Origin of the sequence: Ornithinibacillus proteolyticus, assembly GCF_039581225.1 — a bacterium.
Classification (GTDB): domain Bacteria; phylum Bacillota; class Bacilli; order Bacillales; family Amphibacillaceae; genus Ornithinibacillus; species Ornithinibacillus massiliensis.
This window is the reverse complement of the sequence record NZ_JBCPXV010000007.1, coordinates 38785-63378: the sequence shown is the minus strand read 5'-3', so window position 1 is coordinate 63378 and position 24594 is coordinate 38785. Positions and strand designations below refer to the sequence as shown.

The 24594-nt window shown below is 38.4% G+C and carries 21 protein-coding genes, 1 pseudogene and 1 riboswitch; of the genes and pseudogenes, 17 read left to right on the top strand and 5 right to left on the bottom strand.

Annotated elements, in window-relative coordinates:
* Positions 1 to 106: 106 nt before the first annotated feature.
* The 5 genes from AAIB49_RS05375 to AAIB49_RS05355 all read left to right on the top strand — a co-directional run bounded on the left by AAIB49_RS05375 (position 107) and on the right by AAIB49_RS05355 (position 6184).
* Positions 107 to 1555, top strand: a complete 1449-nt coding sequence (locus AAIB49_RS05375; RefSeq protein WP_343457416.1) for a glycoside hydrolase family 30 protein — start codon at positions 107 to 109, stop codon at positions 1553 to 1555.
* 110 nt (positions 1556 to 1665) lie between these two features.
* Positions 1666 to 1777: riboswitch (SAM riboswitch) on the top strand.
* Between the two features lie 103 nt (positions 1778 to 1880).
* On the top strand, positions 1881 to 2906 hold the full coding sequence (locus tag AAIB49_RS05370; RefSeq protein ID WP_339217404.1) for a methionine ABC transporter ATP-binding protein: 1026 nt from the start codon (positions 1881 to 1883) through the stop codon (positions 2904 to 2906).
* Positions 2896 to 3558, top strand: coding sequence for a methionine ABC transporter permease (locus AAIB49_RS05365; protein ID WP_339217402.1), 663 nt, complete (start codon positions 2896 to 2898; stop codon positions 3556 to 3558). The genes AAIB49_RS05370 and AAIB49_RS05365 overlap by 11 nt, the downstream gene beginning before the upstream one ends.
* A 37-nt stretch (positions 3559 to 3595) precedes the next feature.
* Positions 3596 to 4453, top strand: coding sequence for a MetQ/NlpA family ABC transporter substrate-binding protein (locus tag AAIB49_RS05360; RefSeq protein WP_339217401.1), 858 nt, complete (start codon positions 3596 to 3598; stop codon positions 4451 to 4453).
* Between the two features lie 525 nt (positions 4454 to 4978).
* Positions 4979 to 6184, top strand: a complete 1206-nt coding sequence (locus AAIB49_RS05355) for a M20 family metallopeptidase (protein ID WP_343457415.1) — start codon at positions 4979 to 4981, stop codon at positions 6182 to 6184.
* Between the two features lie 74 nt (positions 6185 to 6258).
* On the opposite strand, the gene AAIB49_RS05350 is transcribed toward AAIB49_RS05355, so the two are convergent.
* Positions 6259 to 6756, bottom strand: coding sequence for a small multi-drug export protein (locus AAIB49_RS05350; protein WP_339217399.1), 498 nt, complete (start codon positions 6754 to 6756; stop codon positions 6259 to 6261).
* A gap of 601 nt (positions 6757 to 7357) precedes the next feature.
* Between AAIB49_RS05350 and ileS the strand changes: the two genes are divergently transcribed.
* Complete coding sequence (gene ileS, locus AAIB49_RS05345) at positions 7358 to 10435, top strand: isoleucine--tRNA ligase (RefSeq protein WP_481857837.1); 3078 nt, start codon at positions 7358 to 7360, stop codon at positions 10433 to 10435.
* A gap of 148 nt (positions 10436 to 10583) precedes the next feature.
* Here ileS and AAIB49_RS05340 read toward each other — a convergent pair whose 3' ends face one another.
* Positions 10584 to 11228 carry a hypothetical protein gene (locus AAIB49_RS05340; RefSeq protein ID WP_339217397.1) on the bottom strand — a complete coding sequence of 215 codons (645 nt, stop codon included), beginning with the start codon at positions 11226 to 11228 and terminating at the stop codon, positions 10584 to 10586.
* A 582-nt stretch (positions 11229 to 11810) separates the two neighbouring features.
* Between AAIB49_RS05340 and AAIB49_RS05335 the strand changes: the two are divergent.
* From AAIB49_RS05335 to AAIB49_RS05300, 8 genes and pseudogenes are all read left to right on the top strand, one after another.
* A pseudogene (locus tag AAIB49_RS05335) lies at positions 11811 to 12307 on the top strand (NUDIX hydrolase).
* Positions 12304 to 12969 carry an HAD family hydrolase gene (locus tag AAIB49_RS05330; RefSeq protein WP_343457413.1) on the top strand — a complete coding sequence of 222 codons (666 nt, stop codon included), beginning with the start codon at positions 12304 to 12306 and terminating at the stop codon, positions 12967 to 12969. The pseudogene AAIB49_RS05335 and the gene AAIB49_RS05330 overlap by 4 nt, the downstream one beginning before the upstream one ends.
* A 101-nt stretch (positions 12970 to 13070) precedes the next feature.
* Positions 13071 to 13619 carry a cupin domain-containing protein gene (locus tag AAIB49_RS05325; RefSeq protein WP_343457412.1) on the top strand — a complete coding sequence of 183 codons (549 nt, stop codon included), beginning with the start codon at positions 13071 to 13073 and terminating at the stop codon, positions 13617 to 13619.
* 271 nt (positions 13620 to 13890) lie between these two features.
* Complete coding sequence (locus AAIB49_RS05320; protein ID WP_343457411.1) at positions 13891 to 14829, top strand: nucleoside hydrolase; 939 nt, start codon at positions 13891 to 13893, stop codon at positions 14827 to 14829.
* Positions 14830 to 14840: 11 nt separating this feature from the next.
* Positions 14841 to 15779: a nucleoside hydrolase gene (locus tag AAIB49_RS05315; RefSeq protein WP_343457410.1), complete on the top strand. Its 939-nt coding sequence runs from the start codon at positions 14841 to 14843 to the stop codon at positions 15777 to 15779.
* A 328-nt stretch (positions 15780 to 16107) separates the two neighbouring features.
* Positions 16108 to 17292, top strand: a complete 1185-nt coding sequence (locus AAIB49_RS05310) for a glycosyltransferase family 4 protein (protein ID WP_343457409.1) — start codon at positions 16108 to 16110, stop codon at positions 17290 to 17292.
* A 19-nt stretch (positions 17293 to 17311) separates the two neighbouring features.
* Positions 17312 to 17902: a TVP38/TMEM64 family protein gene (locus AAIB49_RS05305; protein ID WP_211742266.1), complete on the top strand. Its 591-nt coding sequence runs from the start codon at positions 17312 to 17314 to the stop codon at positions 17900 to 17902.
* Positions 17903 to 17928: 26 nt separating this feature from the next.
* Complete coding sequence (locus tag AAIB49_RS05300; RefSeq protein ID WP_343457408.1) at positions 17929 to 18936, top strand: LTA glycolipid anchor biosynthesis glycosyltransferase, IagA/BgsA family; 1008 nt, start codon at positions 17929 to 17931, stop codon at positions 18934 to 18936.
* Between the two features lie 131 nt (positions 18937 to 19067).
* Here AAIB49_RS05300 and AAIB49_RS05295 read toward each other — a convergent pair whose 3' ends face one another.
* Positions 19068 to 19964 (bottom strand): DMT family transporter, encoded by an 897-nt coding sequence (locus tag AAIB49_RS05295; RefSeq protein ID WP_343457407.1) that lies wholly within the window; start codon positions 19962 to 19964, stop codon positions 19068 to 19070.
* 106 nt (positions 19965 to 20070) lie between these two features.
* On the opposite strand from AAIB49_RS05295, the gene AAIB49_RS05290 reads away from it, so the two are divergent.
* Entirely contained in the window at positions 20071 to 21831 is a 1761-nt protein-coding gene (locus AAIB49_RS05290; RefSeq protein ID WP_343457406.1) for an ABC transporter substrate-binding protein, read from the top strand.
* Positions 21832 to 21906: 75 nt separating this feature from the next.
* Here the strand turns inward: AAIB49_RS05290 and AAIB49_RS05285 are convergent, their stop codons facing one another.
* Positions 21907 to 22119 carry a hypothetical protein gene (locus AAIB49_RS05285; protein ID WP_343457405.1) on the bottom strand — a complete coding sequence of 71 codons (213 nt, stop codon included), beginning with the start codon at positions 22117 to 22119 and terminating at the stop codon, positions 21907 to 21909.
* 120 nt (positions 22120 to 22239) lie between these two features.
* On the opposite strand from AAIB49_RS05285, the gene AAIB49_RS05280 reads away from it, so the two are divergent.
* On the top strand, positions 22240 to 23310 hold the full coding sequence (locus tag AAIB49_RS05280) for a C45 family autoproteolytic acyltransferase/hydrolase (RefSeq protein ID WP_343457404.1): 1071 nt from the start codon (positions 22240 to 22242) through the stop codon (positions 23308 to 23310).
* A gap of 44 nt (positions 23311 to 23354) precedes the next feature.
* Here AAIB49_RS05280 and AAIB49_RS05275 read toward each other — a convergent pair whose 3' ends face one another.
* A complete protein-coding gene (locus AAIB49_RS05275) occupies positions 23355 to 23786 on the bottom strand; it encodes a YugN family protein (protein ID WP_339217379.1) in 432 nt (143 codons plus the stop codon).
* A 128-nt stretch (positions 23787 to 23914) separates the two neighbouring features.
* On the opposite strand from AAIB49_RS05275, the gene AAIB49_RS05270 reads away from it, so the two are divergent.
* A complete protein-coding gene (locus tag AAIB49_RS05270) occupies positions 23915 to 24532 on the top strand; it encodes a class I SAM-dependent methyltransferase (protein ID WP_339217378.1) in 618 nt (205 codons plus the stop codon).
* Positions 24533 to 24594: the final 62 nt, after the last annotated feature.

Genomic DNA, 24594 nt, shown 5'->3' with positions numbered 1-24594 from the left:
CTTTTCTTTATATGCTAGGGAGAATAAGGAAAACAAGGGAGACAATCAGCTTTTAAAAGGGAATCTTTTCTTATAGCTATCATTCTTTAAGATAGGAGGGGTTATAATGCGTAATAAAAAGATAGAGATACTAATGCTATTAACCGGTATCTTAGTAGTGATCATTTTAATCGTTATGCTAAATGCTCCTTCGGCAAATAGTGTTGATATATGGTTAACCACATCAGATCAAAGGAACTTACTCACTCAACAAGAACCATTAGTGTTAGAGGACATCAAGGAAACAGATGTACCTATTATTCAAGTTGATCCCAATGTTTCGTTTCAGACAATGGAAGGTTTTGGGGCGGCGGTTACTGGGTCTTCTGCTTACTTGATCAATCATGAAATAAGCTCAGAGCAAAGAGAAGCACTCCTGTATGACTTATTTTCTAGTGAGGGTATTCGCTTAAGCTTTATTCGTCATGCCATAGGAGCTTCTGATTTTTCAGTTGATAGGGACGGTAACCCGCTAAGCTACACCTATAATGATATGGAGTCAGGAACGGATTATGAATTAGAGCATTTTTCTATAGACAACGATGCGGATGTTATCAGTCTGATACAAGATATTCGTACGATTGATAATCAGGTTAAAATAATGGGTACGCCTTGGACTGCACCAGCTTGGATGAAATATAGTAATCAGTTAAACGGTTCCTATTTGAATTATGAAGATGAGCGTGTTTATGAAGCGTATGCGAACTATTTTGTAAAATACATTCAAGCCTATGAAGACAACCAGATTCCAATTGATGCTATTACGATTCAAAATGAACCAGAGCATACCTCGGAGTCCTACCCTACTATGAGTATGAATGCTGAGGAGCAAGCGATGTTTATTAAACAATATTTACAACCGGCATTTTCACAACATGATATTCACACCAAAATTTTAGCGTACGACCATAACTGGGAGAATGCCTTTGATTATTCGAACAAGATTCTTCGTGATGAAGAGGCTAATGCATATACGAGTGGCATCGCGTTTCATTGCTATGAGGGAGACCCTGAAAGTATGTCGAAGGTGCATGAAGCATATCCGGACAAGCATATCTATTTGACAGAGTGTAGTGGTGGTGATTGGAGCGCAGATTTTGGCGATAACCTAAATTGGTATATGTCGAATCTTATTATTGGTGGACCTCGGAATTGGGCGGAAGCAGTACTACTATGGAATATAGCACTTGATTCTAATGGCGGACCAACGAATGGGGGATGTAGTGATTGTCGCGGTGTTGTGACAGTAAATAAAGAAGCAAATGAGGTGTCAAAAAACGTCGAATATTATGCCCTTGGTCATGCTAGTAAATTTGTAAACCCCGGTGCAGTCCGAATAAGTACTACACATTATCAAGGGAAACTAGAAACAGTTGGGTTTCAAAATCCTGACGATTCAATGGTTCTAATCGTAGCCAATACAAGTGATCATTCTGAAACATTTCAAGTCAATTACCAAACCGAATCCTTCACTTACACAATCGAACCGAATAGTGCTGCCACGTTTACATGGTAGGACAGGGACGAGAGATTCTTTGAACAATTTTATTAAAAAAGATTGACATCTAATTCATTAGGTACTATAGTATTTATCATAACTTACAACTACATAAATATTGAATTTTCTTCTTATCCAGAGAGACCGAGGGATCAGGCCCTATGAAGTCTCGGCAGCGGGTTAATGTAAATTAACACTGTGCCAATTCCTGCAAATGTACGTACATTTGAAAGATGAGAAGGAAGTCGTTTCAGTTTATATTTTGAGACCTTCCTTTTTTCTATGGATAAGAAAAAAGGAAGGTCTTTTTCGTTGTGAATGAATAAAGGAGTGGCGTGAGTATATGATTGAATTTCGGAATATATCAAAAACCTTTAAAATTGGCAATCGTGAAGTAAATGCCGTTAAAAATGTATCTCTTTCCATTCAACAGGGAGAGATATTCGGAATTATAGGCTTTAGTGGTGCAGGGAAGAGTACCTTGTTACGACTAGTGAATTTATTGGAGACGCCGACCAATGGTGTAATTGAAGTGCAAGGCATCAATATCGGATCACTCTCCCAAAAGGATGTCAGAAAGCTTCGCAGTAGAATTGGCATGATTTTTCAAAACTTTAACCTATTCGCTTCTAGAACAGTCGCAGGAAATGTGGCATATCCACTGAAGCTTGCTGGTTGGTCTAAAAAAGAAATCGATAAAAGAGTAAGCGAGCTACTTAGCTTTGTTGGCCTTACCGATAAGGCGAAAGATTACCCAGAGCAGTTATCTGGTGGGCAGAAGCAACGAGTTGGGATTGCGAGAGCACTAGCTACCTCTCCAGATATATTAATTTGTGACGAGGCAACATCTGCCCTAGATCCTGATACAACAAGTGAAATTCTTCGTCTTCTCAAAAAAGTAAATAAAGAATTAGGGATTACGATTTTGCTGATCACCCATGAAATGCATGTTATACAGGAGATTTGTGACAAAGTTGCGGTGATGGAGAATGGTGAAGTGATTGAAACGGATTCAGTCTTTAATGTATTTACCAATCCACAGCATCTTACGACACAGCGCTTCATCCAATCCGTACAGCAAGACAGACCATCGGCTTCATTATTAAGGGAATGGAGAAGAAAAGGTGGAAAACATTTATATCGCGTTATCTTTAAAGGCGAAGTTGCCAGTGATCCAGTCTTATCTCGAGTAACTAGAAAATTTGATGTGGATGTCAATATTGTATACGGATCTGTCCGAGAACTTCAGGAGAAATTATACGGAAACTTGCTTGTCTCGTTTGAGGGACAGGAGGAAAATATATCTTCTGTTCTTTCAGCACTACAGCAAGATGTAACAGTAGAGGAGTTGAATGTAAATGAAGGTTGATTGGAGTACATTTTGGCCGCGAATAATGGAAGCTACTGGGGAAACAGTTTTAATGGTTATTATGACACTTGTTCTAGGTTCCATCCTGGGTATAACGATAGGTTTACTTTTATTTGTAACAAGAACAGGTAATATTTTGGAAAATAAGATTGTGTTTAATTTACTGAATGTCTTGATTAATATTATTCGCCCTATTCCGTTCATCATCTTCTTAGTGGCAATTAGTCCATTAACTAGAGCGGTAGTTGGGACAACAATCGGGACGTGGGCAGCAATTTTCCCAATGACGATTGCTTCAGCATTTGGAATTGCAAGGGTAGTAGAGAACAACTTAGTGAGTATTGATTCCGGGGTAATTGAAGCGGCTAAGGCAATGGGAGCAAGTCCTTTACGAATTATTTTCACCGTACTAATTCCAGAGGCGTTAGGACCACTAATTTTAGGATTAACCTTTGTAACCGTAAGTTTGATCGACTTCTCAGCAATGGCAGGAACTGTTGGTGGAGGCGGTTTAGGTCATGTGGCAATGACCTATGGATACCAACGATTTGATGGCAGTGTCATGCTAGTGACCGTCATTATACTGATTATTCTAGTACAGATCGCACAGTGGATTGGCAATACAGTATCAAGAAAGATTATGAGACGATAGACTACTTCAAAGTAAAAATATAAAAGGAGATGGAATGATGAAAAAATGGTTTAGTATGTTAATCGTATTAATTGCAGTAAGTACATTAGTAGCTTGTGGAAGTGATACTACTTCAGGTAATGGAGATGAAGTAGTAGTTAAAATTGGTGTAACAGGAACAGATGGTGAAGTATGGCCAATTCTAAAAGAGAAGGCGAAAGCAGAAGGTATTGAAATTGAATTAGTGGAGTTCTCTGATTACACATTGCCGAATCAGGCGTTAGCAAATGGTGACATTGATCTTAATTCATTCCAGCATATTGCATTTTTATCTCAATTTAATGAAGAGAATGACCTTGATTTAGTACCAATTGGGGCTACAGTGATTGCCCCGATGGGATTATATTCCGAAAAGCTGGAAGATGTAAGTGAAATTAAAGAAGGCGATAAGATCGCTATACCAGATGATCCTTCCAACCAGGCGCGTGCACTGAAATTATTAGATTCAGCAGGATTAATTACGTTAGCAGATGACTTTGGCCTATTTGGTGACCCAAGTAAGATTGTCGATAATCCAAAAAACTTAGAAATTCTACCAATCGTCGCGCAACAAACCCCACGCGTATTACCGGATGTAGCAGCATCTGTTATCAATAATGGGGTTGCAGGGCAAGCAGGATTTGACCCAGTGGAAGATCCAATTTACTTAGAGGACGCAAATGATCCCAATGCATTACCATACGTAAACATTTTCGCCGCACGTTCAGCTGAACAGGATAATGAAACTTATCAGAAGATAGTGGAGCTATATCACGAAGAGGATGTAGTGAAGGCGGTCGAAGCGGATACAAACGGTGGTTCCATTGTAGTTGATATAGAAAAAGCTGAGTTGTTAGAGCAATTTGAAGGACTATAAAGAGCATCTCCATGAGCTAGATGAAGAAGGAAAGTGGGAGAAGGTAATAGAGGGAATGTCTCAGTGACCTAAATGAGGAAGGGAAGTGGGAAAAGGTAACAGAGGGAGTATCTCAGTGACCTAAATGGAGAAGGAAAGTGTAAAAAGGTAACAGAGGGGGCCCTCAGTGACCTTAATGAGGAAGAAAAGCGAGAAAAGGTAACAGAGGGAGCCTCTCAGTGACCGTAATGGGGAAGAAAAGCGTAAAAAGGTAACAGAGGGAGCCCCTCAGTGACCTAAAAGAGGAAGAAAGCTTAAAAAGGTAACAGAGGGAGCCTCTCAGTGACCTAAATGGAGAAGGAAAGCGTAAAAAGGTAACAGAGGGAGCCTCTCAGTGACCTAAAAGAGGAAGAAAAGCGAGAAAAGGTAACAGAGGGAGCCTCTCTGTGACCTAAAAGAGGAAGAAAAGCGAAAAAAGGTAACAGAGGGATCTCCTCAGTGACCTAAAAGAGGAAGAAAGCGGGAAAAGACAAACAGAGGGAGTAGATGATATTGAGTAAAACGTTAACTGGAGTTGAATTAATCCAAGCATCCATTGAATCAAACGAGGAGCTATATATTGAAACTAGTCAGGCTATACATGCAAACCCAGAAATAGGAAATCAGGAGTTTTTTGCAAGTGAAAAACATGTAGATATTTTGACCAATGCGGGATTTACCGTGGAAACGGCAGTTGCGGGGCATGAAACTTCTTTTTACGCTGTGAAGGATAGTGGAATCCCTGGTCCAGCTATTGCCTTTCTTGCTGAGTATGATGCGCTTCCGGGCTTAGGGCATGCTTGTGGTCATAATATTATTGGAACAACTAGTGTAGCGGCAGCAATCGCACTTTCGAAAACGTTAGATGAAACAGGCGGCCGTGTCGTTGTGCTCGGAACCCCTGCTGAAGAAGGCGGACCTAACGGTAGTGCGAAAGGTAGCTTTGTTAAGCATGGTTATTTAAACGGAATCGATGCTGCACTAATGATCCATCCAGCAGGAAAAACATCCTTAACAGGAGAATCACTCGCTGTTGATCCATTAGATTTTCACTTTTATGGAAAAGCTGCCCATGCATCAGGGTCTCCTGAAAAAGGAATTAATGCATTAGATTCTGTTATCCAGCTGTTTGTTGGTATTAATGCATTACGTCAGCAGCTTCCTTCAGATGTGCGAATTCACGGAATCATAACCCATGGTGGAGATGCGCCTAATATAATCCCTGATTATGCATCAGCGAGATTCTTCATCCGTGCGGAATCGTGGAAGAAAACAGAAGAGGTATCGACTAAGGTACGGGCAATTGCAGAAGGTGCAGCACTTGCTACTGGTGCAACGGTGAAAATTGAACGTTTCCAAAATGAAGTGAAAGACTTCGTGCCCAATCCCATGCTAGATAGTGTCTTAAAAGAAGAGCTTGAAGCTGTGGGAGAGAAGGTTTGGACAGTAAGAGGAAAAGGGAAAGGTTCAACAGATGCTGGGAATATCAGTTATGAAGTGCCAACTGCTCACCCTTATATAAAAATTGGCCCAGACGACCTCATTGCGCATACGAATGAGTTTAGGGAAGCTGCGAAGTCTCCAGAGGGTGATGCAGCACTTATTAAAGGTGCAAAGGCCCTTGCGAATACAGGATATCGGTTGTTAACAGATAAAGACTTATTACAGGAAGTAAAAGAAGCATTTGAACAAGCGAAAGCAAAGAAAGAATAGTAGAATCATGAAAACGACATAAGCGAGGGCTAGTGATTAGCTATCGCTTATGTCGTTTTATTAAGTGGATGTTTTTAATCTAAATGAATTATATCCGTTAGGAAGCCTTCTCGTCCTGTCCGCTGAAAAAAATAATCAATGCCATAGTGGGAGGCAATTCCCATCACAATGGTCCAACCAACTATACTAAAGGTCATCCAAACCGTAATTTTCCTACGTGTTCCACCAAAGCTCATCGCTAAAATTGCGCCAAGATGGCTACCAATTAAGAATGGGGATAGTAATGCAAGACCAGGAAGACCGTATTTCTTCCAAACGTTTGCTGCTCGTTTCTGTCTCTTTTCTGGTATGTTTTTCCCCTTTTTTTCTCTACGCTTTTGTAGCCATACTTTTACACGGTCCATCATAATGATTAAAAGCCAGATGGTAAGAATATTCCCAGCAAATGCTACGATGGTAACTGGAAGTGCTGGAAGTCCTGCTGCAACACCAATTGGTATGACACCAACTACTTCAAAAAACGGTGTAGCTCCAAGTAAAAAAAGAATGATATAAGCAACATAAACACTCAAGATAGTACCTCCTCTGTCTCCCGTTTATAATATTTTCTTTCTTCCCACCAAAAGATTCCATATTGAAACAGCCCGAAGACTAGGAGAAGCAGTACAGGTAGCCCGGGAATGGAGGGAGTTATGATACGTGATGTGAAAAATACAAATTATCATTCACATAAGGTACAGAATACAATTAGTATACAATATTTTCTAAAAACTCACACTCACTTGTTTGTTGTAAATGTGCTAGTTTTTTCGAGAAGAATCAAATTGACTTTCATAGTAAGGTTCGTTATTATTAAACATAATTTAATAGTAAATTCGATGACGAGAAAGAGTAGTTATGTAAATCTTATCTACAGAGAGTTGACCATGTGCTGAAAGTCAACGTTAAGACCATAATGAAAATCCTCTCCGAGAAGCAAAGTTGAAAGCAATCTTAAACTTTGACGGCATTCTACCGATATCCAGGACGCGTATGATAGTACGTAGTGTCAGAATCTAATAAAAACCACTACTATGGTTTTTTTTATTTGGTTAAAAATTAGATAATGTAGATATAAACTCGCCCCTATGTACTAGATGGGGCGAGTTTTTTTATATAAAAGGGGTGATGGTGTTGAAGGAAACCAGTGTGGAAAGAGAAGGAAGGGTTCGGCAAAAATGGGAGGAGGATGGTACGTTTCAGCGGTCCATAGCTAACCGAGAGGGAAGAGAAACCTACGTTTTTTATGAAGGGCCGCCGACTGCGAATGGCTTGCCACATGCAGGGCATGCGCTTGGAAGAACGATCAAAGACTTTGTAGCAAGGTATAAGACAATGTCTGGGTATCAGGTCTTGAGAAAAGCAGGGTGGGATACCCATGGTTTACCAGTGGAATTAGAGGTAGAAAAGCAGTTACACATTCGCGGAAAGGATCAAATTGAGGAATACGGTGTCGAAAACTTCATTCAGAAGTGTAAAGAAAGTGTCTTTACCTATGAAAACGAGTGGAAACAATTCACAAAAGCACTAGGTTATTGGGTGGATATGGATGATCCGTATGTCACGTTAACGAATGACTATATCGAATCCGTTTGGAATATTTTGTCCACCATCCATGAAAAAGGATACTTATATAAAGGGCATCGGGTTGTTCCGTATTGCCCCCATTGTGAGACTTCTCTTAGCTCCCATGAAGTTGCCCAAGGATATAAGGATGTCTCGGATTTATCCGTTACAGCAAAATTTCGCTTAATGGGTAAAACAAATGAATATTTTCTAGGATGGACAACGACTCCGTGGACATTGCCGGGTAATGTTGCACTGGCGGTTAATCCGAAAATGAATTATGTAAGAGTAAAAAAGGGGACGGAAATATATATTCTGGCAGAAAGCTTGGTAACTACTGTGCTTCAGGAGGATTATGAGATTCTAGAAGTAGTTGCTGGTAAAGACTTAATTGGCCTTTCCTATGAGCCTCCATTTGATTATGTCACCGTAAAAAAAGGACATAAAGTCCTTGGTGCTGATTTTGTTACAGATTCAAGTGGAACGGGCATTGTCCATCTAAATCCTGCCCATGGAGAAGATGATTACAAGGTAATTCATGATCATGGTTTTGATTATGTGAATGTAGTAGATTCAAAAGGACGCTATAAGGAAATGGTTTCCTCGCTTGCTGGGAAATTTGTCAAAGATTGTGATGTCGATATTATCAAGATGCTTTCCCAGAAAAACCGATTATTTGCTAAGCAGAAATATGAACATAGCTATCCCCACTGCTGGCGATGTGACAGTCCACTGCTTTACTACGCAATGGAAGGCTGGTTTATCAAGACAACAGCGGTAAAGGAAGCAATGCAAGCCAATAATCAAGAAGTAGAGTGGTTTCCCTCTCATATGAAGGATGGAAGGTTCGGAAACTTCTTAGACAATATGGTGGATTGGAATATAGGAAGAAACAGGTATTGGGGAACACCGTTAAATGTATGGATCTGTAAGGCTTGTGGGAAAGAGAAGGCGCCAAGCTCTATTAAGGAATTAAGAAAGCTTTCAGCAGAAGAAGTGCCTGCTGACATCGAATTGCATAAGCCCTATGTTGATAAAGTACAATTAGTCTGCTCCTGCGGCGGAAGGATGGAACGAACAAGCGAAGTCATTGATGTATGGTTTGATAGTGGTTCCATGCCATTTGCCCAGTATCATTATCCCTTTGAGAACAAAGATATGTTTAATAAGCAATTTCCTGCTGATGTTGTAATAGAGGGTGTGGATCAAACGAGAGGCTGGTTTTATAGCTTATTAGCAGTTTCTACATTGTATACAGGACAGTCCCCTTATAAACGTGTTCTTTCCTTAGGGCATATTTTAGATGAAAACGGACAGAAGATGTCTAAGAGTAAAGGAAATGCATTGAACCCAACAGAATTAATACAGGAATTTGGAGCGGATGCATTACGGTGGGCCCTGCTTGCAGATAGTTCTCCTTGGAATAATAAGCGATTTTCCAAAAAAACGGTAAGCCAAGCGAAATCAAAAGTGATCGATACATTGTTAAATGTCTATACCTTTTATACGATGTATGCGGAAATCGATCAATTTGACCCAAGTCGTGATGTAGGCGGTGTCCAGACAACGTTGGATAAATGGATCGTATCCCGATTGAATACGGTGGTAAAAGAAGTAGTTCAGAGCTTAGATGCGTATGATATTACTAGGGGTGCAAGGTCTATTACAGTATTTATTGATGAATTGAGTAATTGGTATGTACGGCGTTCTAGACAGCGCTTTTGGAGTAGCGGAATGACAGATGATAAACGGGCTGCATTTAGCACATTGTATGAGGTATTAACGAAATTATCACAGCTTATGGCACCTTATACACCGTTTGTTTCAGACGATATTTATACGAATTTAGTGAATGATAGTGTGCATGTATCCGATTATCCTAAGCCAGAAGAATCTCTAATTGATATACAATTGGAGAATGATATGAATGCGGTATTGGAAATAATCGAATTAACAAGGTCTGCTCGCAATACAACAGGAATCAAAACAAAACAACCACTAGCAAACTTGGTTGTCTTGCCGACCGAAAACGCTACCTTAACCGATCTACACCATTATTCCCCAATTATAAAAGAGGAAGTAAATGTGAAAGGGTTAGAGTTTAGGAAGGATTTTCATGATTTGTTACAGCTTCAGCTTAAATTACATTTTGCTGTGGCAGGACCAAAGCTAGGGAAGTCATTAGGTGAAGTGAAAAATATACTTGAAAAACTAGATGACCACCTAAAGGGAAGGTTTGTGGAAGAAGGAGAATTGCAGCTAACTTTACAATCAGGCGAACTGGTCAACCTTACAAAGGAAGACATTCTACTAGAGAAAACGGCTAAAGACGGATATGCCTTAGCGGAAGGAACTAATTTTATCATTCTCTTAGAAGCAACCGTAACGAAGGAATTAAAAGAAGAAGGATTGGTTAGGGAATTTATTCGGGTAGTTCAATCTTATCGTAAGGAATTAAATCTCCCTGTTGATCTACGTGTAGATCTCTATATTCAAACAGATTTATGGCTACAAGAAGTATTGGTGAAATTTGCTCCATTAGTAGAACGTAATCTTATTATAAAGGCGGTTCACTTTGAACATAAACCAATGATGAGAAGCTTTCAAGTGGAGGAATATGAGGTTAATTTATATATTCAATCCTAATTAATCAATCTACCCTAACCAATCATGGATTAACTGGATATATGTTTCTCTTAAGAAGACAAACGGCTAATAGCGAAAGAGGCAAACCTAAAGCGCTCTGCTTTTAAGGTTTGCCTCTTTGTTTGTTAGCAGCTGAATCGGTTTTCGTTCATTGATTCTGGTCTTGAAATTGTTTGGTCATTAGTATAGATGCCATAAATAGTAGTTCGAGTATATTCATTATAGGAAAGCTATTTAACCACCCAGCTAAAATACCACCTAATACCATACTAAACGTACCAATAAAAAGCCATGGAAAGTGAAATTTCTTCCATAAAATAAAGCCGACAACACCAATAACTAATGTAATAACAATGACCATTAAGGCACTACCCGAACCTTCATACGTTAGCACCCCATTTTTCCAATTTGGACTAAGCTCAAGTCCCACTAAGGTGGTCAACAATTCATATAAAATTAATCCGACTGTCAAAATTGCCGCTAAGACCTTCCACCCGGTTTTTTTCGCTGTAGGTAATCCAGTTCGATAATATGTACTCCAAGCAAATAAAATAAGGGTAGGAGTGATGAAGGCATGTAGCCAATAACGTAGAAGGTTTAAGCTTTCTAAAGTATGTCCTTCTCCAATATATTTCCCCAATGCAATCATGACGTTATCATATACTAATCCAAGTAAAACAAGAAGTATGACATTAGCAAAAGTTAAAAATCCATATTTTCTTGCAAGGGAAATCCCCCAGACCAATAAAATAAAGTTTCCAAGTCCAACGAGAAAGTAAATGAACGTATTCAAGGAGATCACATCCTTTTTGAGTTATTTTTCCCCATTATGAGTTAGATACTCTTTAAATAGTTGGAATAACTTGGATTAGGCTTTGAAAAATATCCTAAAGTAGTATAGAGCATCCCATCTGTTACCTGAAAGAGGGAGAGGCGGAGAAAAAGGTAACAGAGGAAGGATATCAGTTACCTTAAAGAGGAGGAAGCAGAGAAAAAGGTAACAGAGGAAGGTTATCAGTTACCTTAAAGAGGAGGAAACGGAGAAAAAGGTAACAGAGGAAGGTTATCAGTTACCTTAAAGAGGAGGAAGCAGAGAAAAAGGTAACAGAGGAAGGATATCAGTTACCTTAAAGAGGAGGAAACGGAGAAAAAGGTAACAGAGAACACCTTTATTCCAAAAGTGTTCGAAATATTCACCATTAATTTGCTATTTGATTCAATTTTCGATTAACATATACACAACTGGAGGAAGTTATATGTTTACATACACTAAGGATAGCTTTGAAAAAAGAGATTGACCTTGATTCTATTAGAATTTCACAGCTTTCAATCCTATTATAGGTAGAATAATAAAAAGGTTACGAGGAGGAGTATAATGCTTGCAGAAAAAAGATACCACCGGGCGTTTGGTGTGTATGGAATATATGTAGATGATCATAAGCTCTTGCTCATAAACAAAAATGGTGGACCATATAAATATCGTTACGATCTGCCTGGAGGAAGCTTGGAGGAAGGGGAGAGTTTGACCGAGGCGATGGTACGAGAATTTAAAGAGGAAACAGGTATAGATATAGCTATTAGCGAAGCATTGGGGTTATTGATTTCTTCCTTCCGTGGGAGTGGAAGGAGTTTACCGGTGTTCATCATATAGCTGTTTATTATCTAGTGAGGAAAATAGGTGGGGAGATTTCAATCCCGGAAAGCTTTGAGGGGCAGGATTCTCTTGGAGCTGTTTGGATAGGTAGGGAAGAAATTTCACAGGAAAATGCATCTCCACTAGTATGGAAGGCATTCGAATGGCTTGAAACAAATCATCTTGGACTACAATCCGTTCACTATGAGACTTGGGAAGTTAAGGGGCCGAAGCAATGATAAAAGCAGTGTTTCTAGATTTAGATGGGACGCTGCTTAATCGAGATGCTTCGGTACAACATTTTATAGGCAATCAATATGAACGTTTAATTCGACCTATAAGCAATATCGCAAAGGAAACATATTGTACAAGGTTTATAGAGTTAGACGGTAAGGGTTATGTTTGGAAGGATAAAGTATATCAGCAACTTACACAGGAATGTAAGATTGATGATATCTCTTGGCAGGCATTACTGGAAGACTACATAGAAGAATTTCACAAAAGTTGTATCCCTTTCCCGAATTTATTAAGCATGCTAAAAAATGAATCCGTAAAACTTGGAATCATAACGAACGGTATCGGGAAATTTCAAATGGATAATATGAAGTCGCTAGGAATTGAACGCTATGTGGACTGTATCCTTGTTTCCGAATGGGAAGGAATAAAGAAGCCCAATTCTGCTATTTTTCAAAAGGCATTAGCCAAATTGAATGTATCGCCTCATGAAGCAATATACGTAGGTGATCATCCAGAAAATGATGTAATAGGTGCAAAAAATGTCGGAATGGTAGGTGTATGGAAGAAAGATGAAGCATGGACTAGTGAGGACGCTGATTTTGTAGTGGAGGATTTGGGAGAGATTCCGTCCATTTTGCAACGGTTAAATAGGACTGGCGAATGAAATCAGTATTTATTATAAAGTTCTCCTATAAATGCCTTAAGTACACTTACCTAGTTCCTCGCATAGAATAATTTAGAAATTCTATGAAAGGATGGGAGAAAATGTACTATATCCCATATCCATATTATGTACCCTATTATGTACCACCAAATTATGATGTCAGAATGCAGACAAATGGCTACTTGCCTGATGAAAGATGGGGAGTTTGGCAAACCCAAAAATTAAAAGCAAGAGTTTCGCTAAGAGACTATGGTCCGAATCCTTATGTCGTGGACATTAACGCGGCGACAACGCAAAATAAAAACTATCGAACAGCGCTTTGGACAGGCGAACACCTTCAGGTTACTTTAATGAGTATCGGGGTAGGGGAGGATATAGGGTTAGAGGTTCACCCGAATACTGATCAATTCCTACGTGTTGAACAAGGAAAGGGTGTAGTTCGAATGGGGAATCGAAGAGATAACGTAACAATAGAGAAAAAAGTAAGAGACGATTCTGCTATCATGATACCAGCTGGAACTTGGCATAATGTCATCAATACTGGTAATGTCCCATTAAAATTATATTCCATTTATTCTCCACCACATCATCCACGCGGAACCGTTCATCAAACAAAGGCTATTGCATTAGGAGAAGAAGAACTGGACTGATAAAAAGACGCTATCTGATGTATGTTCACCTGCTCCGGAAATATATGTAGACTACTGTTGGTAGGAAAGGGTTGCTTAGTGTAACTCCTTTTAAATGCAACCGGAACAAGCTTTCTAGGTAAACAATATATTTCTCGGAGCAGGCTATGAAATAATTTTATATATGTAATAAACTTTTTCTCTTTATTTTTCGATAGGTAATATACACTAACACTTAAAAATAGAACTAGCTTATAATAATAGTAATGACATAAAAAAAGGAAGTGCTTCTATGAAAAGAAAAGTATACTTAAACCATGATGGTGGAGTAGACGATTTAGTCTCTCTATTCCTATTATTACAAATGGAAGATGTGGATTTAATTGGAGTTGGCGTAATTCCCGCTGATTGTTACCTAGAACCTGCTGTTTCAGCAAGTAGAAAGATAATAGACCGTTTCGGGAAAGGAAAACAAATTGAGGTAGCGGCCTCTAACTCACGTGGTAAGAATCCTTTTCCAAAGGAATGGCGCATGCATGCCTTTGTAGTAGATGCCTTACCAATTTTAAATGAGCATTTACCAGTGAAAACGAAAGAATCAAAGCTGCCGGCACATAAGCATTTAATTGAATCATTACGTAACAGCACAGAAAAAGTAACACTAGTATTTGTCGGACCATTAACTGACTTAGCTCGCGCGCTAGAAGAAGCACCTGATATTGAAGAAAAAATTGAAAGACTAGCCTGGATGGGTGGAACCTTCCTTGAAATGGGTAACGTCGAAGAGCCAGAACATGATGGGACAGCGGAATGGAATGCATTCTGGGACCCGGAGGCAGTGAAGGTAGTATGGGATTCTACTATCCATATTGATCTGGTTGCGTTAGAAAGTACCAATATGGTTCCTTTAACATTAGATGTCAGAAACCGTTGGGCAAGAGAGAGAAACCATCTAGGGGTAGATTTCCTTGGACAATGCTATGCAGCCGTACCACCATTAGTTCATTTCCAGACAAATTCGACCTACTTCCTATGGGATGTATTAACAACTGCAACAATTGGTAAAGAAGAATTAGTGAAAAGAAAAGAAGTAAAAAGTATCGTACACGCAGATGGTCCAAGCCAAGGTAAAACAGAGCTATCAGAAAATGGACGAGCTGTTGAATTAGTGTATGAGGCAGATCGGGATGCATTTTTTGATTACATCACAGATTTAGCAAAACAGGCATAGGAGGGAGACAGATGAGGAGAGTTATTATTGATACCGATACAGCGGGTGATGATACGATTGCTATTTTAACGGCACTCCATCACTTTAAGGTGGAAGGGGTTACGATAACGGGAGGAAATGTGGATTTTGATCAAGAGGTAGAAAACGCATTGTACACGATCCAAGTTTTCCAGCCGGATTATCATGTTCCTGTTTTTAAAGGGTATGAAGGACCAATTTTAGGAAGTCAGGAAGGACATGTGACGGTGGAAGATGTACATGGTAGTGATGGGATGGGAGATTCATTTTTCCCTAAAGCGACCCAACGCCCAGAAGAAAAGCATGCCGTCGACTTTATCATTGAAACTGTCAAGGCAAATCCAGGGGAAATAGCCTTACTAGCCATTGCACCACTCACTAATATTGCGATGGCGATGAAAAAGGATCCAACTATAGTGAAGGATATTCCACATATCTATATCATGGGCGGAACAAATAATTCGCTTGGAAATATTACCGCGGCTGCGGAGTATAATTTTTATGTGGACCCAGAAGCGGCTAGGATTGTGCTTCATTCTGGTGTACCGATTACCATGGTAGGCTGGGATATGTGTACAAAGTATTCGGTTATGGGGGATGAGGACCATGCAGAAATTGCAACACTGAATACGGACCTTTCTAAGTTCTTTATCGATATTAATCGTGTTGTATTGAAGTTTAATCGAGAGGTACATAAAATCAACGGAACAACCCATCCAGATACCTTATTAGTGGCAATTGCTGCGCATGAAGAGCTGATGTCGAAGTATGGGGAATATTATGTGGACATAGAGACAGCTGGTAATATCACGAGGGGCTATAGTATGGTCGATATTAATAACCGAAGTGGTAAAAAGGCAAATGTTAGGGTTTGTGAAGTAGTAAATAGAGAAGGGTTTAAAGAAACGTTACTAAAGGTATTAGAAGGATAATTGAAGGAAATTTGGGCCAAGGATTACTTTTTTAGGAATTGTAATCTTTGGTTTTTTTATTATATCCATCTTTTAAACTGCATATTGATATAAAAAAATGGGTTCATTAGAAAAGAATTTATGGTATGGTATTAATATAGGAAATAAATGGTATCTCATAATCCGAGGTATCATTTATTTTGATGAGAAAAGTGTATAAATATCTGTTCAAATATGGATATAGATACTGTAAAATTTATGTTAAATCTAACTTTTTCAAAAAAACATACAAGTTTACTCTTGTATACTGAAATAAGTAAGAGTTATAGGGGAATAAGAGGAGATAACTATGAAAATATTAATTACAACCGAATGGTACGCACCTACCATTAATGGTGTAGTTACGTCAATAGTTAATTTAGAGAAAGAGTTAAATAGATTAGGTCATGAGGTAAGAATTCTTACGTTATCAGATCGAAACCGATCTTATAGAAGAGATCATGTTACATATATTCGTTCGATTAGTGCAGGAAAAATATATCCAGGTGTAAGGGTTACTTTTTCCAAGGTTAATCGATACATTGAAGAGTTGGAGGCATGGAAACCGGATGTTATCCATTCTCAATGTGAATTTAGTACGTTTCGTATCGCAAAACATATAGCGAAGAAATGTAGAATTCCGATTGTTCACACTTACCATACGGTCTATGAGGATTATACCCACTACTTTTCGCCTAATCAGAAGTGGGGGAAACGAATGGTGGCGTTATTCTCGAAAAGAGTCCTAAATCAAGCATCGTATGTTATCGCACCAACGAAAAAAGTGTATTCTATCCTCACTGGTTATGGTGTACATCAACCTATTGAAGTAGTGCCAACAGGAATTGATTTGAAAAGGTTCAATCTTCAACTGTCAGGTGATGAGAAGAAGCGATTACGTGAAAAACATAACATACCGATAGAGAATAAAGTGTTACTCTCCGTTGGTAGATTAGCAAAAGAGAAGAACTTAGAGGAAATCTTAACCTTTGTGTCAACTATGCAAAAGGATAATTTAACCCTATTGATTGTAGGGGACGGTCCATACCGAAGTGAACTAGAGAATATCGCATCTAAGCTTGGTATAACAGATAAGGTCATTTTTGTAGGAATGATTCCCCCAGAGAAAATTGCTAGCTATTACCAATTAGGGGATGTATTTGTCAGTGCGTCCAATTCGGAAACACAAGGATTGACCTATATTGAGGCATTAGCTAATGGACTTCCAGCATTATGTCGTAGAGATGCATGTTTAGAAGATGTGATTGAAGATGGCAAGAATGGATGGCAATATGATTCATTTGAACAATTTCAAGAGGTCTTGAATGCTATGTTAGGTGATCAAGACTTATACAGGAAATTAAGTTATCATGCTAAGGAAGGTGCGGTTCGAAAATATTCCTCGGTGAATTTTGCTGAGACATTAGAGAGACTATATGAACATACTATACAAAACTATTTACACGCTGAAGAAGTGTCGGTATCAATAAAGTAAAATAAGCTGAGGTACGAAAATGGAAAAACCAAGAATGCGGAAATTGATTAACATCCTTACAATTATCTTTACGATAGCAGCGATCGCTTTCTTAATCTATGGATTGAAGACAGATATTTTTTACTCGGAGCATGCTTTAGTGGACTTTGTGAGTCAATTTGGAATATGGGCTCCGTTAGTATTTATTATATTTCAGGCAATTCAAGTTATTATCCCAGTAATCCCAGGAGGATTAGGCTTACTTGCAGGAGTACTCCTCTTTGGGACGACAATGGGATTTGTTTATAACTATGTTAGTATCTGCTTAGGATCTATTATCGCTTTCTTAATAGCTAAGCAATATGGACAGAGCGTTATTAAAGTGTTGTTTAGTAAAAAAATGCAAGAAAAGTATTCGAATGTGACTGAACATAAAAACTTCACTAAGTACTTCGCCATTGCTATTTTTCTCCCGTTAGCTCCGGATGATTTCTTATGTTATTTGGCAGGGACAACTAAGATGAAGTTACGACATTTTACTATCATTATCTTATTAGGGAAGCCTTTTGCAATAGCGATGTATACGTTTGGATTAGATTTTATAATGCGAAAACTATCGATATTAATTTAACAGAATTGAAGGGAAACTTTTACACCATGCAAATGAAACAGAATAAGGTATTACTATATGCAGGGTCACTTAAGCTAGTAGAGAAAAGTGGCGTAGGACAAGCAGTTCGTCACCAGATGCAAGCATTGAAGCTAGCCGGTGTCCCATTCACGATGAATAGTAAGGAAGAGTATTCTATTATCCATCTGAACACTATATTTCCTGATTCCTTACTTAAAAGTAAACGGGCAAAACGAAAAGGGAAAAAAGTAATTTACTATGCGCACTCAACTATGGAGGACTTTCGTAATTCTTTTCGAGGATCTAATCTTATAGCTCCATTGTTTAAGAAGTGGATTACCTATTGTTATAACAGTGGAGATTTGATCATTACGCCAACAGAGTATTCAAAAGAGCTACTAGAGGGTTATGGACTTAAGCGCCCGATTGTTAGTCTGTCAAACGGAATTGACACTGATTTTTTCAAGAGAAATGAAGAAGCGCGTAGGAGATTCCGTGATAAATATCAAATACCAGATACGGATAAGGTCGTCATTTCTGTTGGTCATTATATTGAACGCAAAGGAATATTAGATTTTGTTAAGCTAGCAGAAAGAATGCCTAACTATCAGTTTTATTGGTTTGGTTATACGAATTTAAACCTGATTCCAAATATGATAAAAGAAGCGATAAAAAAGCAGCTACCAAACTTACATTTTCCTGGCTATGTGACCAGAGAAGAAGTACGGGACGCCTATTGTGGTAGTGATTTATTTCTGTTCCTTACCCATGAGGAGACAGAAGGCATCGTATTACTAGAAGCGTTGGCAGCGAAAATTCCAATCTTAGTTCGGGACATTCCGATATATAAAAATATGTTTAAGGACCGGGAAACGGTTTATAAGGGAAAAAGCATAGAGGAGTTTGAGGAATTAATAACTCAAATTCTGGAAGGGAAACTACCAGATTTAACCGAGAAGGGCTATAACATGGCTTTAGAGCGTGATATAAAAGTGGTTGCGCAAAAGCTTTTGAGTATTTATGAACAGGAATAAATTTGAAGAAAGCCCATTCCTTTTACTCTGGATTTACAGCTAAAAAGGACAGCCCACCCCTTAAGTAGAAAATAAAAAAGGTGGCAAGTCCTCCAAAATAGCAAAAGCTAAACTAAATGGTGACTGGATGGTTAGTCACCATTTTTTAGTGGCTTAGTAGTTTTATTCGTACTTTTCTTTATCGTTAACATGAAGATTGATCCGATTAATAGAATAACCCCAACAATCTTCCAAATCGTTATTTCAATCGGGAAGAATGGAAAAGAGATAATGGCAAGCAATACTGGACTGATTGCTCTCATTACGTTAGCAATTGCAAATCGTAAATACTTGAGTGCTTGATATAATAAAATAGTCCCCAGAAAACCGGTTAGGAAAGAGGATAATACAATAAAGCTAACCCCATTAACATTCCCCCAGTTCGTAGTAAGCTCTCCTGAAAAAATCACATAAATCATGACAAAGACCAATGTTATACCATTATTGGTGAACAGAATAGAATTGGAGCTCTTTTCCTTTGACATTGATTTCTTAATATAAATATTAGTTAACGCAAAGAAAAAAGTATAAAGAAGCGCAAAGATAACACCGGGTAGGTTAGTTGTGTTATCCCCTTTATCGACAAAAAGAAAGCCCCCGAGAATTGCTAGGGTCATGAAGATAGATTCTCGTAAGGAGATTTTTTCCTGTAATAAAAAAATAGATAGAAGAATAGCGAATACGGTATAAAACCTACCTAAAAAACCAACCTCCACTGGTGAAAGCAAATTCATGCTTAAAAAAAGAAAGATAACACCTAATGAATTGAATAATGCTAACAGGATAATTTCCTTTTCAAAATAAAACGTCACATGCTGTTTCGTAATAATACCAAATAATATACTTACCACAATAATGGTTACCACATTGATGAAAGACGCCTTTGCAGGACTCATATGTGCCAATCCAAATTTAGAAATTAATGGACCAATTGCCATCGTTAGAACGGATAGTAAATTAAATAGATGCCCTTTTTGGGTATTAGTCATACTCCTACTCCCCCTCATGTTTTATATACCTTTCATTGTAGTTGATTAAAGGGGAAGAAAAAGTGTAAGTTGTTAGTATATATTTCACCTTTTAGCGGAGGGTCTAATGCAATTACTTTATTATTACATCCATTTATTTGTTCAATGTTCGAACAACAATACAAATCAACCTATTAAGCTGACCAGAAATGACATAAGCAACATCCTCCAATGTACTGAGCGAAATGTTATTCATATTCTGAATCGTATGGAAGAGAAAGAATGGATTATTCGAGTGCATGGGAAAGGAAGAGGAAATCCAACCGTTATTACCTTTACGAAATCTATTATAGATATGCTGACGTATATGGAAGCTACAGATTTTAATGGCTTAATCACATATTTAGAACGGCATGATATATTACGTAACCATCATCACGTGTTGGATACTATACTAAAGAAATTGTTTGGTGCGAGGAAAGATATTACGCAACTAGAGGATAAGGAGTATTTACATATTCCGTATTTTCGGCCATTTCATTCTTTAGATCCATCACAAGTAGAGCGGCAAACGGAAAGGCATTTGGTACAACAACTATTTGATACCTTAGTTACGTTTAATAAAGATATGGACAAAGTAGAACCGAGTATTGCCTATTATTGGGAAAGGGATGAGAGTGGAAAGGTATGGACATTTTACCTTACAAAAGGAATTCCGTTTCATAATGGTAAGATGTTAGATGCTGAGGATGTAAAATTCACTTTCGAAAGACTTAAGGATACGCCAGCAAAATGGATTGTCGCATATTTAGAAAAGGTGAATAGTATTGGTTCACATGCCATACAATTTCACTTTACGATTCCGATTGTAAATTGGCCACTTATATTATGTTCACCTAAAGCGTCTATTGTTCCAAGGGGGTTTGCGGAACAAACGGTAGAAGCGTTCTCTCGAGAACCAATTGGAACAGGCCCGTACAAGGTGAAGTCTCACAATACGAATCTTCTTTCGCTTTCGGTACATCAAACCTATTTTAAAGAGAGGGCTCATATTGATGAAATCTTCATTCATGTTATGCCATCAGTTGAAAGATTCATGAATATAAAAGAGATTGAGGAAGAGCCACTTTTTTATATCCCATTTACTTGGAATACAAATACAGACAGGGGGTATAAGAATGTGGAAAAGGGACATTTATCCATCAAGTATCTCATGTGGAATATGCGGAAGGAGAAAATCAGGTCTAATCCTTCACTGAGAGAAAAATTGGCGATGCTTTTACATAAACAGCGTATGATAGAGACGCTTGGCTATCCTAGGTATGAGCAGGCTGATGCCTTTTATCATGAAAACACAGGAACTGCAGATAAAGTACTACCTCATGTGCCTAGTCAGGTGGACATTAATGAGCGGTTATTAATCCTATCCTATGAGCTTGCTCCACATGAAGCAGATATCAAGTGGATAGAGAGCGAATGTTCTAAATACGGGATTAAAATAGAATGGAAGGTCGTTGCCTATGCCAATTTCATGGAGGAGGCAATGGAAGCAGACTTGGTATTATCCGAATATGTCACGGAAGATGTAGAAGAAGTAGCGTTATTAAACTTATTCCGATCTGAGACTAGTATTCTACATAATGTACTAGATCAAGAGTATGGTAGTATACTTCAGGATTTATATGAACAATGCCTTCAGCAAGAGTCTAAGGAGCATAGAATGGAATTAATTAAGCGAATGGAAAGTATTCTACTAAATCACCATATCGTCATGCCGTTATATTCAACGTATCAGAAGGCGTTATACCATGAACGGTTAATGGGGGTATCGTTAAGCACGATTGGTTTGATGCCGTTTAAAGATTTATTTTATAGAATTCCTAATTAGAGTCAGTGAGCATAAAGCAAACTGGCTCTAATTAAGAACGATAGATTTTCTACGGTTTAGACTTACTACCTAATGTTATGAGTTCTCAAATGTCTGTCCGATTTCCTTCTCAGCCAAAATCTCATTCGCAGCATCTAACTCTTTATGCTCTTTAACCGAATTACCGACCATAGTATTTAAAGAATCAAATGGATAATTCTGTCTCAGTCCATTTTGCGCACTTATTTTCCCATCTACGTTTGCCTCGGTTGGCAGATTGAATTTACGTTTTCCAGTTTCGTTTGCCATGACCATCACCTCTTAGTAATATCCTCTCTTATAGGATAAGTTTTATTCCAGGAGCATATTTTTTTCGTTCAACTTGAAAATAATTTAGACTGGGAATACGACTGAAAATGAGGGGATCTTATGTTACCTGTATATAGCGATGTTATTCAGTTTCGCGGAAGCCATTATGATTTTGGTTATTATCAAGGAGAATTACTAAAGGATTCTCCTATACTTAAGAATAGGGAAAAGCAGTGGGGTTCAAAAAGAAAATATCACTTTGCGATAGATGAACAAGAGGTACAAGCTGCGATAAAGCGTTTAGTTCCAGGAGTATGGGATGAAATAGAAGGATTAGCAGATGCGTTGAAATGGAATAGGCATGATGCAATTCGTGAGTTTGGTGGGTATTATTTAGAATATGGGAGAAGTGGATGCTCTATTTTCACTGGGAAGGACTATTTGATAAGGAATTATGATAATCATCCTGCTTCCTATGAAGGACGGTATGTGTTTTACCAACCTACAGATCAAGGGTATTCCATGGTAGGGCCATCCATGCAAATAACTGGTCGGATTGATGGAATAAACGAAAAAGGGCTTGCTATGGGATATAATTTTGTTAACCGTAAGAAATCTGGTAGTGGTTTTATTTGTAATATGGTTGGTAGGATCATTTTAGAGACATGCGCAACAGTGGAAGAAGCAGTAGAAGTACTAAAAGAAATTCCCCATCGGCATTCATTCAGTTATGTCCTATTAGATCAAAAGGGTAAAACCTATGTAATCGAGGCATCCCCGAGAAGAGTTGATGTCCACCATGGGAATGCTTGTACGAATCATTTTGAATTGCTTTCAGAGGAGAACCGATACCGAATGGATGAATCGGTAGCAAGGCAACGTGCCATAATGAATCAAGGGGAGAATCTGCTCAACCCATATCAAGCTTTTCAAATGATGAATGATACAGATAAGGGAGTTTTTTCTTCTAAATATGGTGCATGGGCCGGTACGTTACATACGGCAGCGTACTTTCCTCATGAGCTAAAAGCATGGTTCTCATTAGGTGGAGACCAGCATCCGATTTTATTTGATTTTAAAAAGTGGTTAGCTGGCGATAAAATGATGGTAAGAAAAGTAAAAGGAAAACTTGATGTAAAAACACCTTTTGTTAATATGGTACACTTTACTGAGCCAGAGTTTTTGATATAAGACAACAACCAACCAATCGTCTACTTTGATTGGTTGGTTGTTTATTAAGATATTGATTTACCACGGCTAGCGATAGCACTGGCGAACTGATTAGCTATTTTTTCGCCAATATCTTCCCACTTCGTTTTGTTACGTATTTGCCCATCCTTATCAAGAGGCTCCTGGAATTGATTAATGCCAGTAGCCGCAAGTAATGAATTCTCGTTCCTGTCTAGCCCAATATGTACAATATGTTTAATAACGAAAGGTTTGCCGAATTCAATAAAGGCTCCATCCCGATCCAATTCTCCTTCTAAAACATGAAATGGCATTCTTAAATAGATGGTCTCTCCTCCATCGCGGTGAAGTGTTGCATCAAGAAACGCCCCATCATATTCCCAACTACCACACAGGCTTAGCCCGAACTGCTTTGCTATGATACGTGCTTGTCCGAAATAGGCAGTTTTCCCTTCTATTTCTGATTGAAGTTCAATCATCTAATCACTCCTTCGTCTATCTTTGCTTATAGTATTTACAAAAAATGGTATACAATACCTTCTTACTGTTGATTCCTTGTTTTTTACGGTAAAATGTTGATAATACTAATGGACAAGCGGTGAACAGAATGTTGAAGGATACAGGAGAACGAGTTATCCCGGATAAAATGAAAGTATTAAATGGTTTATTGATTGAACATATTGCAAGATATCACTTTGCTACAGAATATGTATATGGTCGAGTATTAGACTTCGCAAGTGGTTCTGGATATGGAAGTCATATTATGGCCAAGATGTGTAAGAATAAGGTGCAGGAAGTAATCGGAGTCGATATTGATCAAGAAACAGTGAAGTATGCAAGGGGTACATATTATCATCCACTGACGAAGTTTAAAATAGGGAATGTAGTGGATCCTGGATTACCAGATGAGTTAGGACAATTTGATTGCATCGTAAGTTTTGAGACCATAGAACATATTCGCGAAGAAGAGCAGTTTATGACTAATATCTATACGATGTTAAAGCCTGGTGGCACGTTGATGTTGTCCACCCCATTTGGGGAAGGTAGAGGGATACCGAGTGGACAGGAGTATCATGTCCATCAGTTAACAGTAGACGAGTTTAAGGGGTTATTTAAGGAATACCAATCTACAGAGTTTTATTATCAAAAGGGAGCATTGATTCAGCCTGCATTTGCAGCGGAGGAGAGGGAATTTCCTCTTGGAATAGCGATTTGTAAGAAATAGTCAACTGGAATTGCCGCGCTAATTAGCGTGGTTTTTTTTGGGGAATTTATTACCTAGTGGGG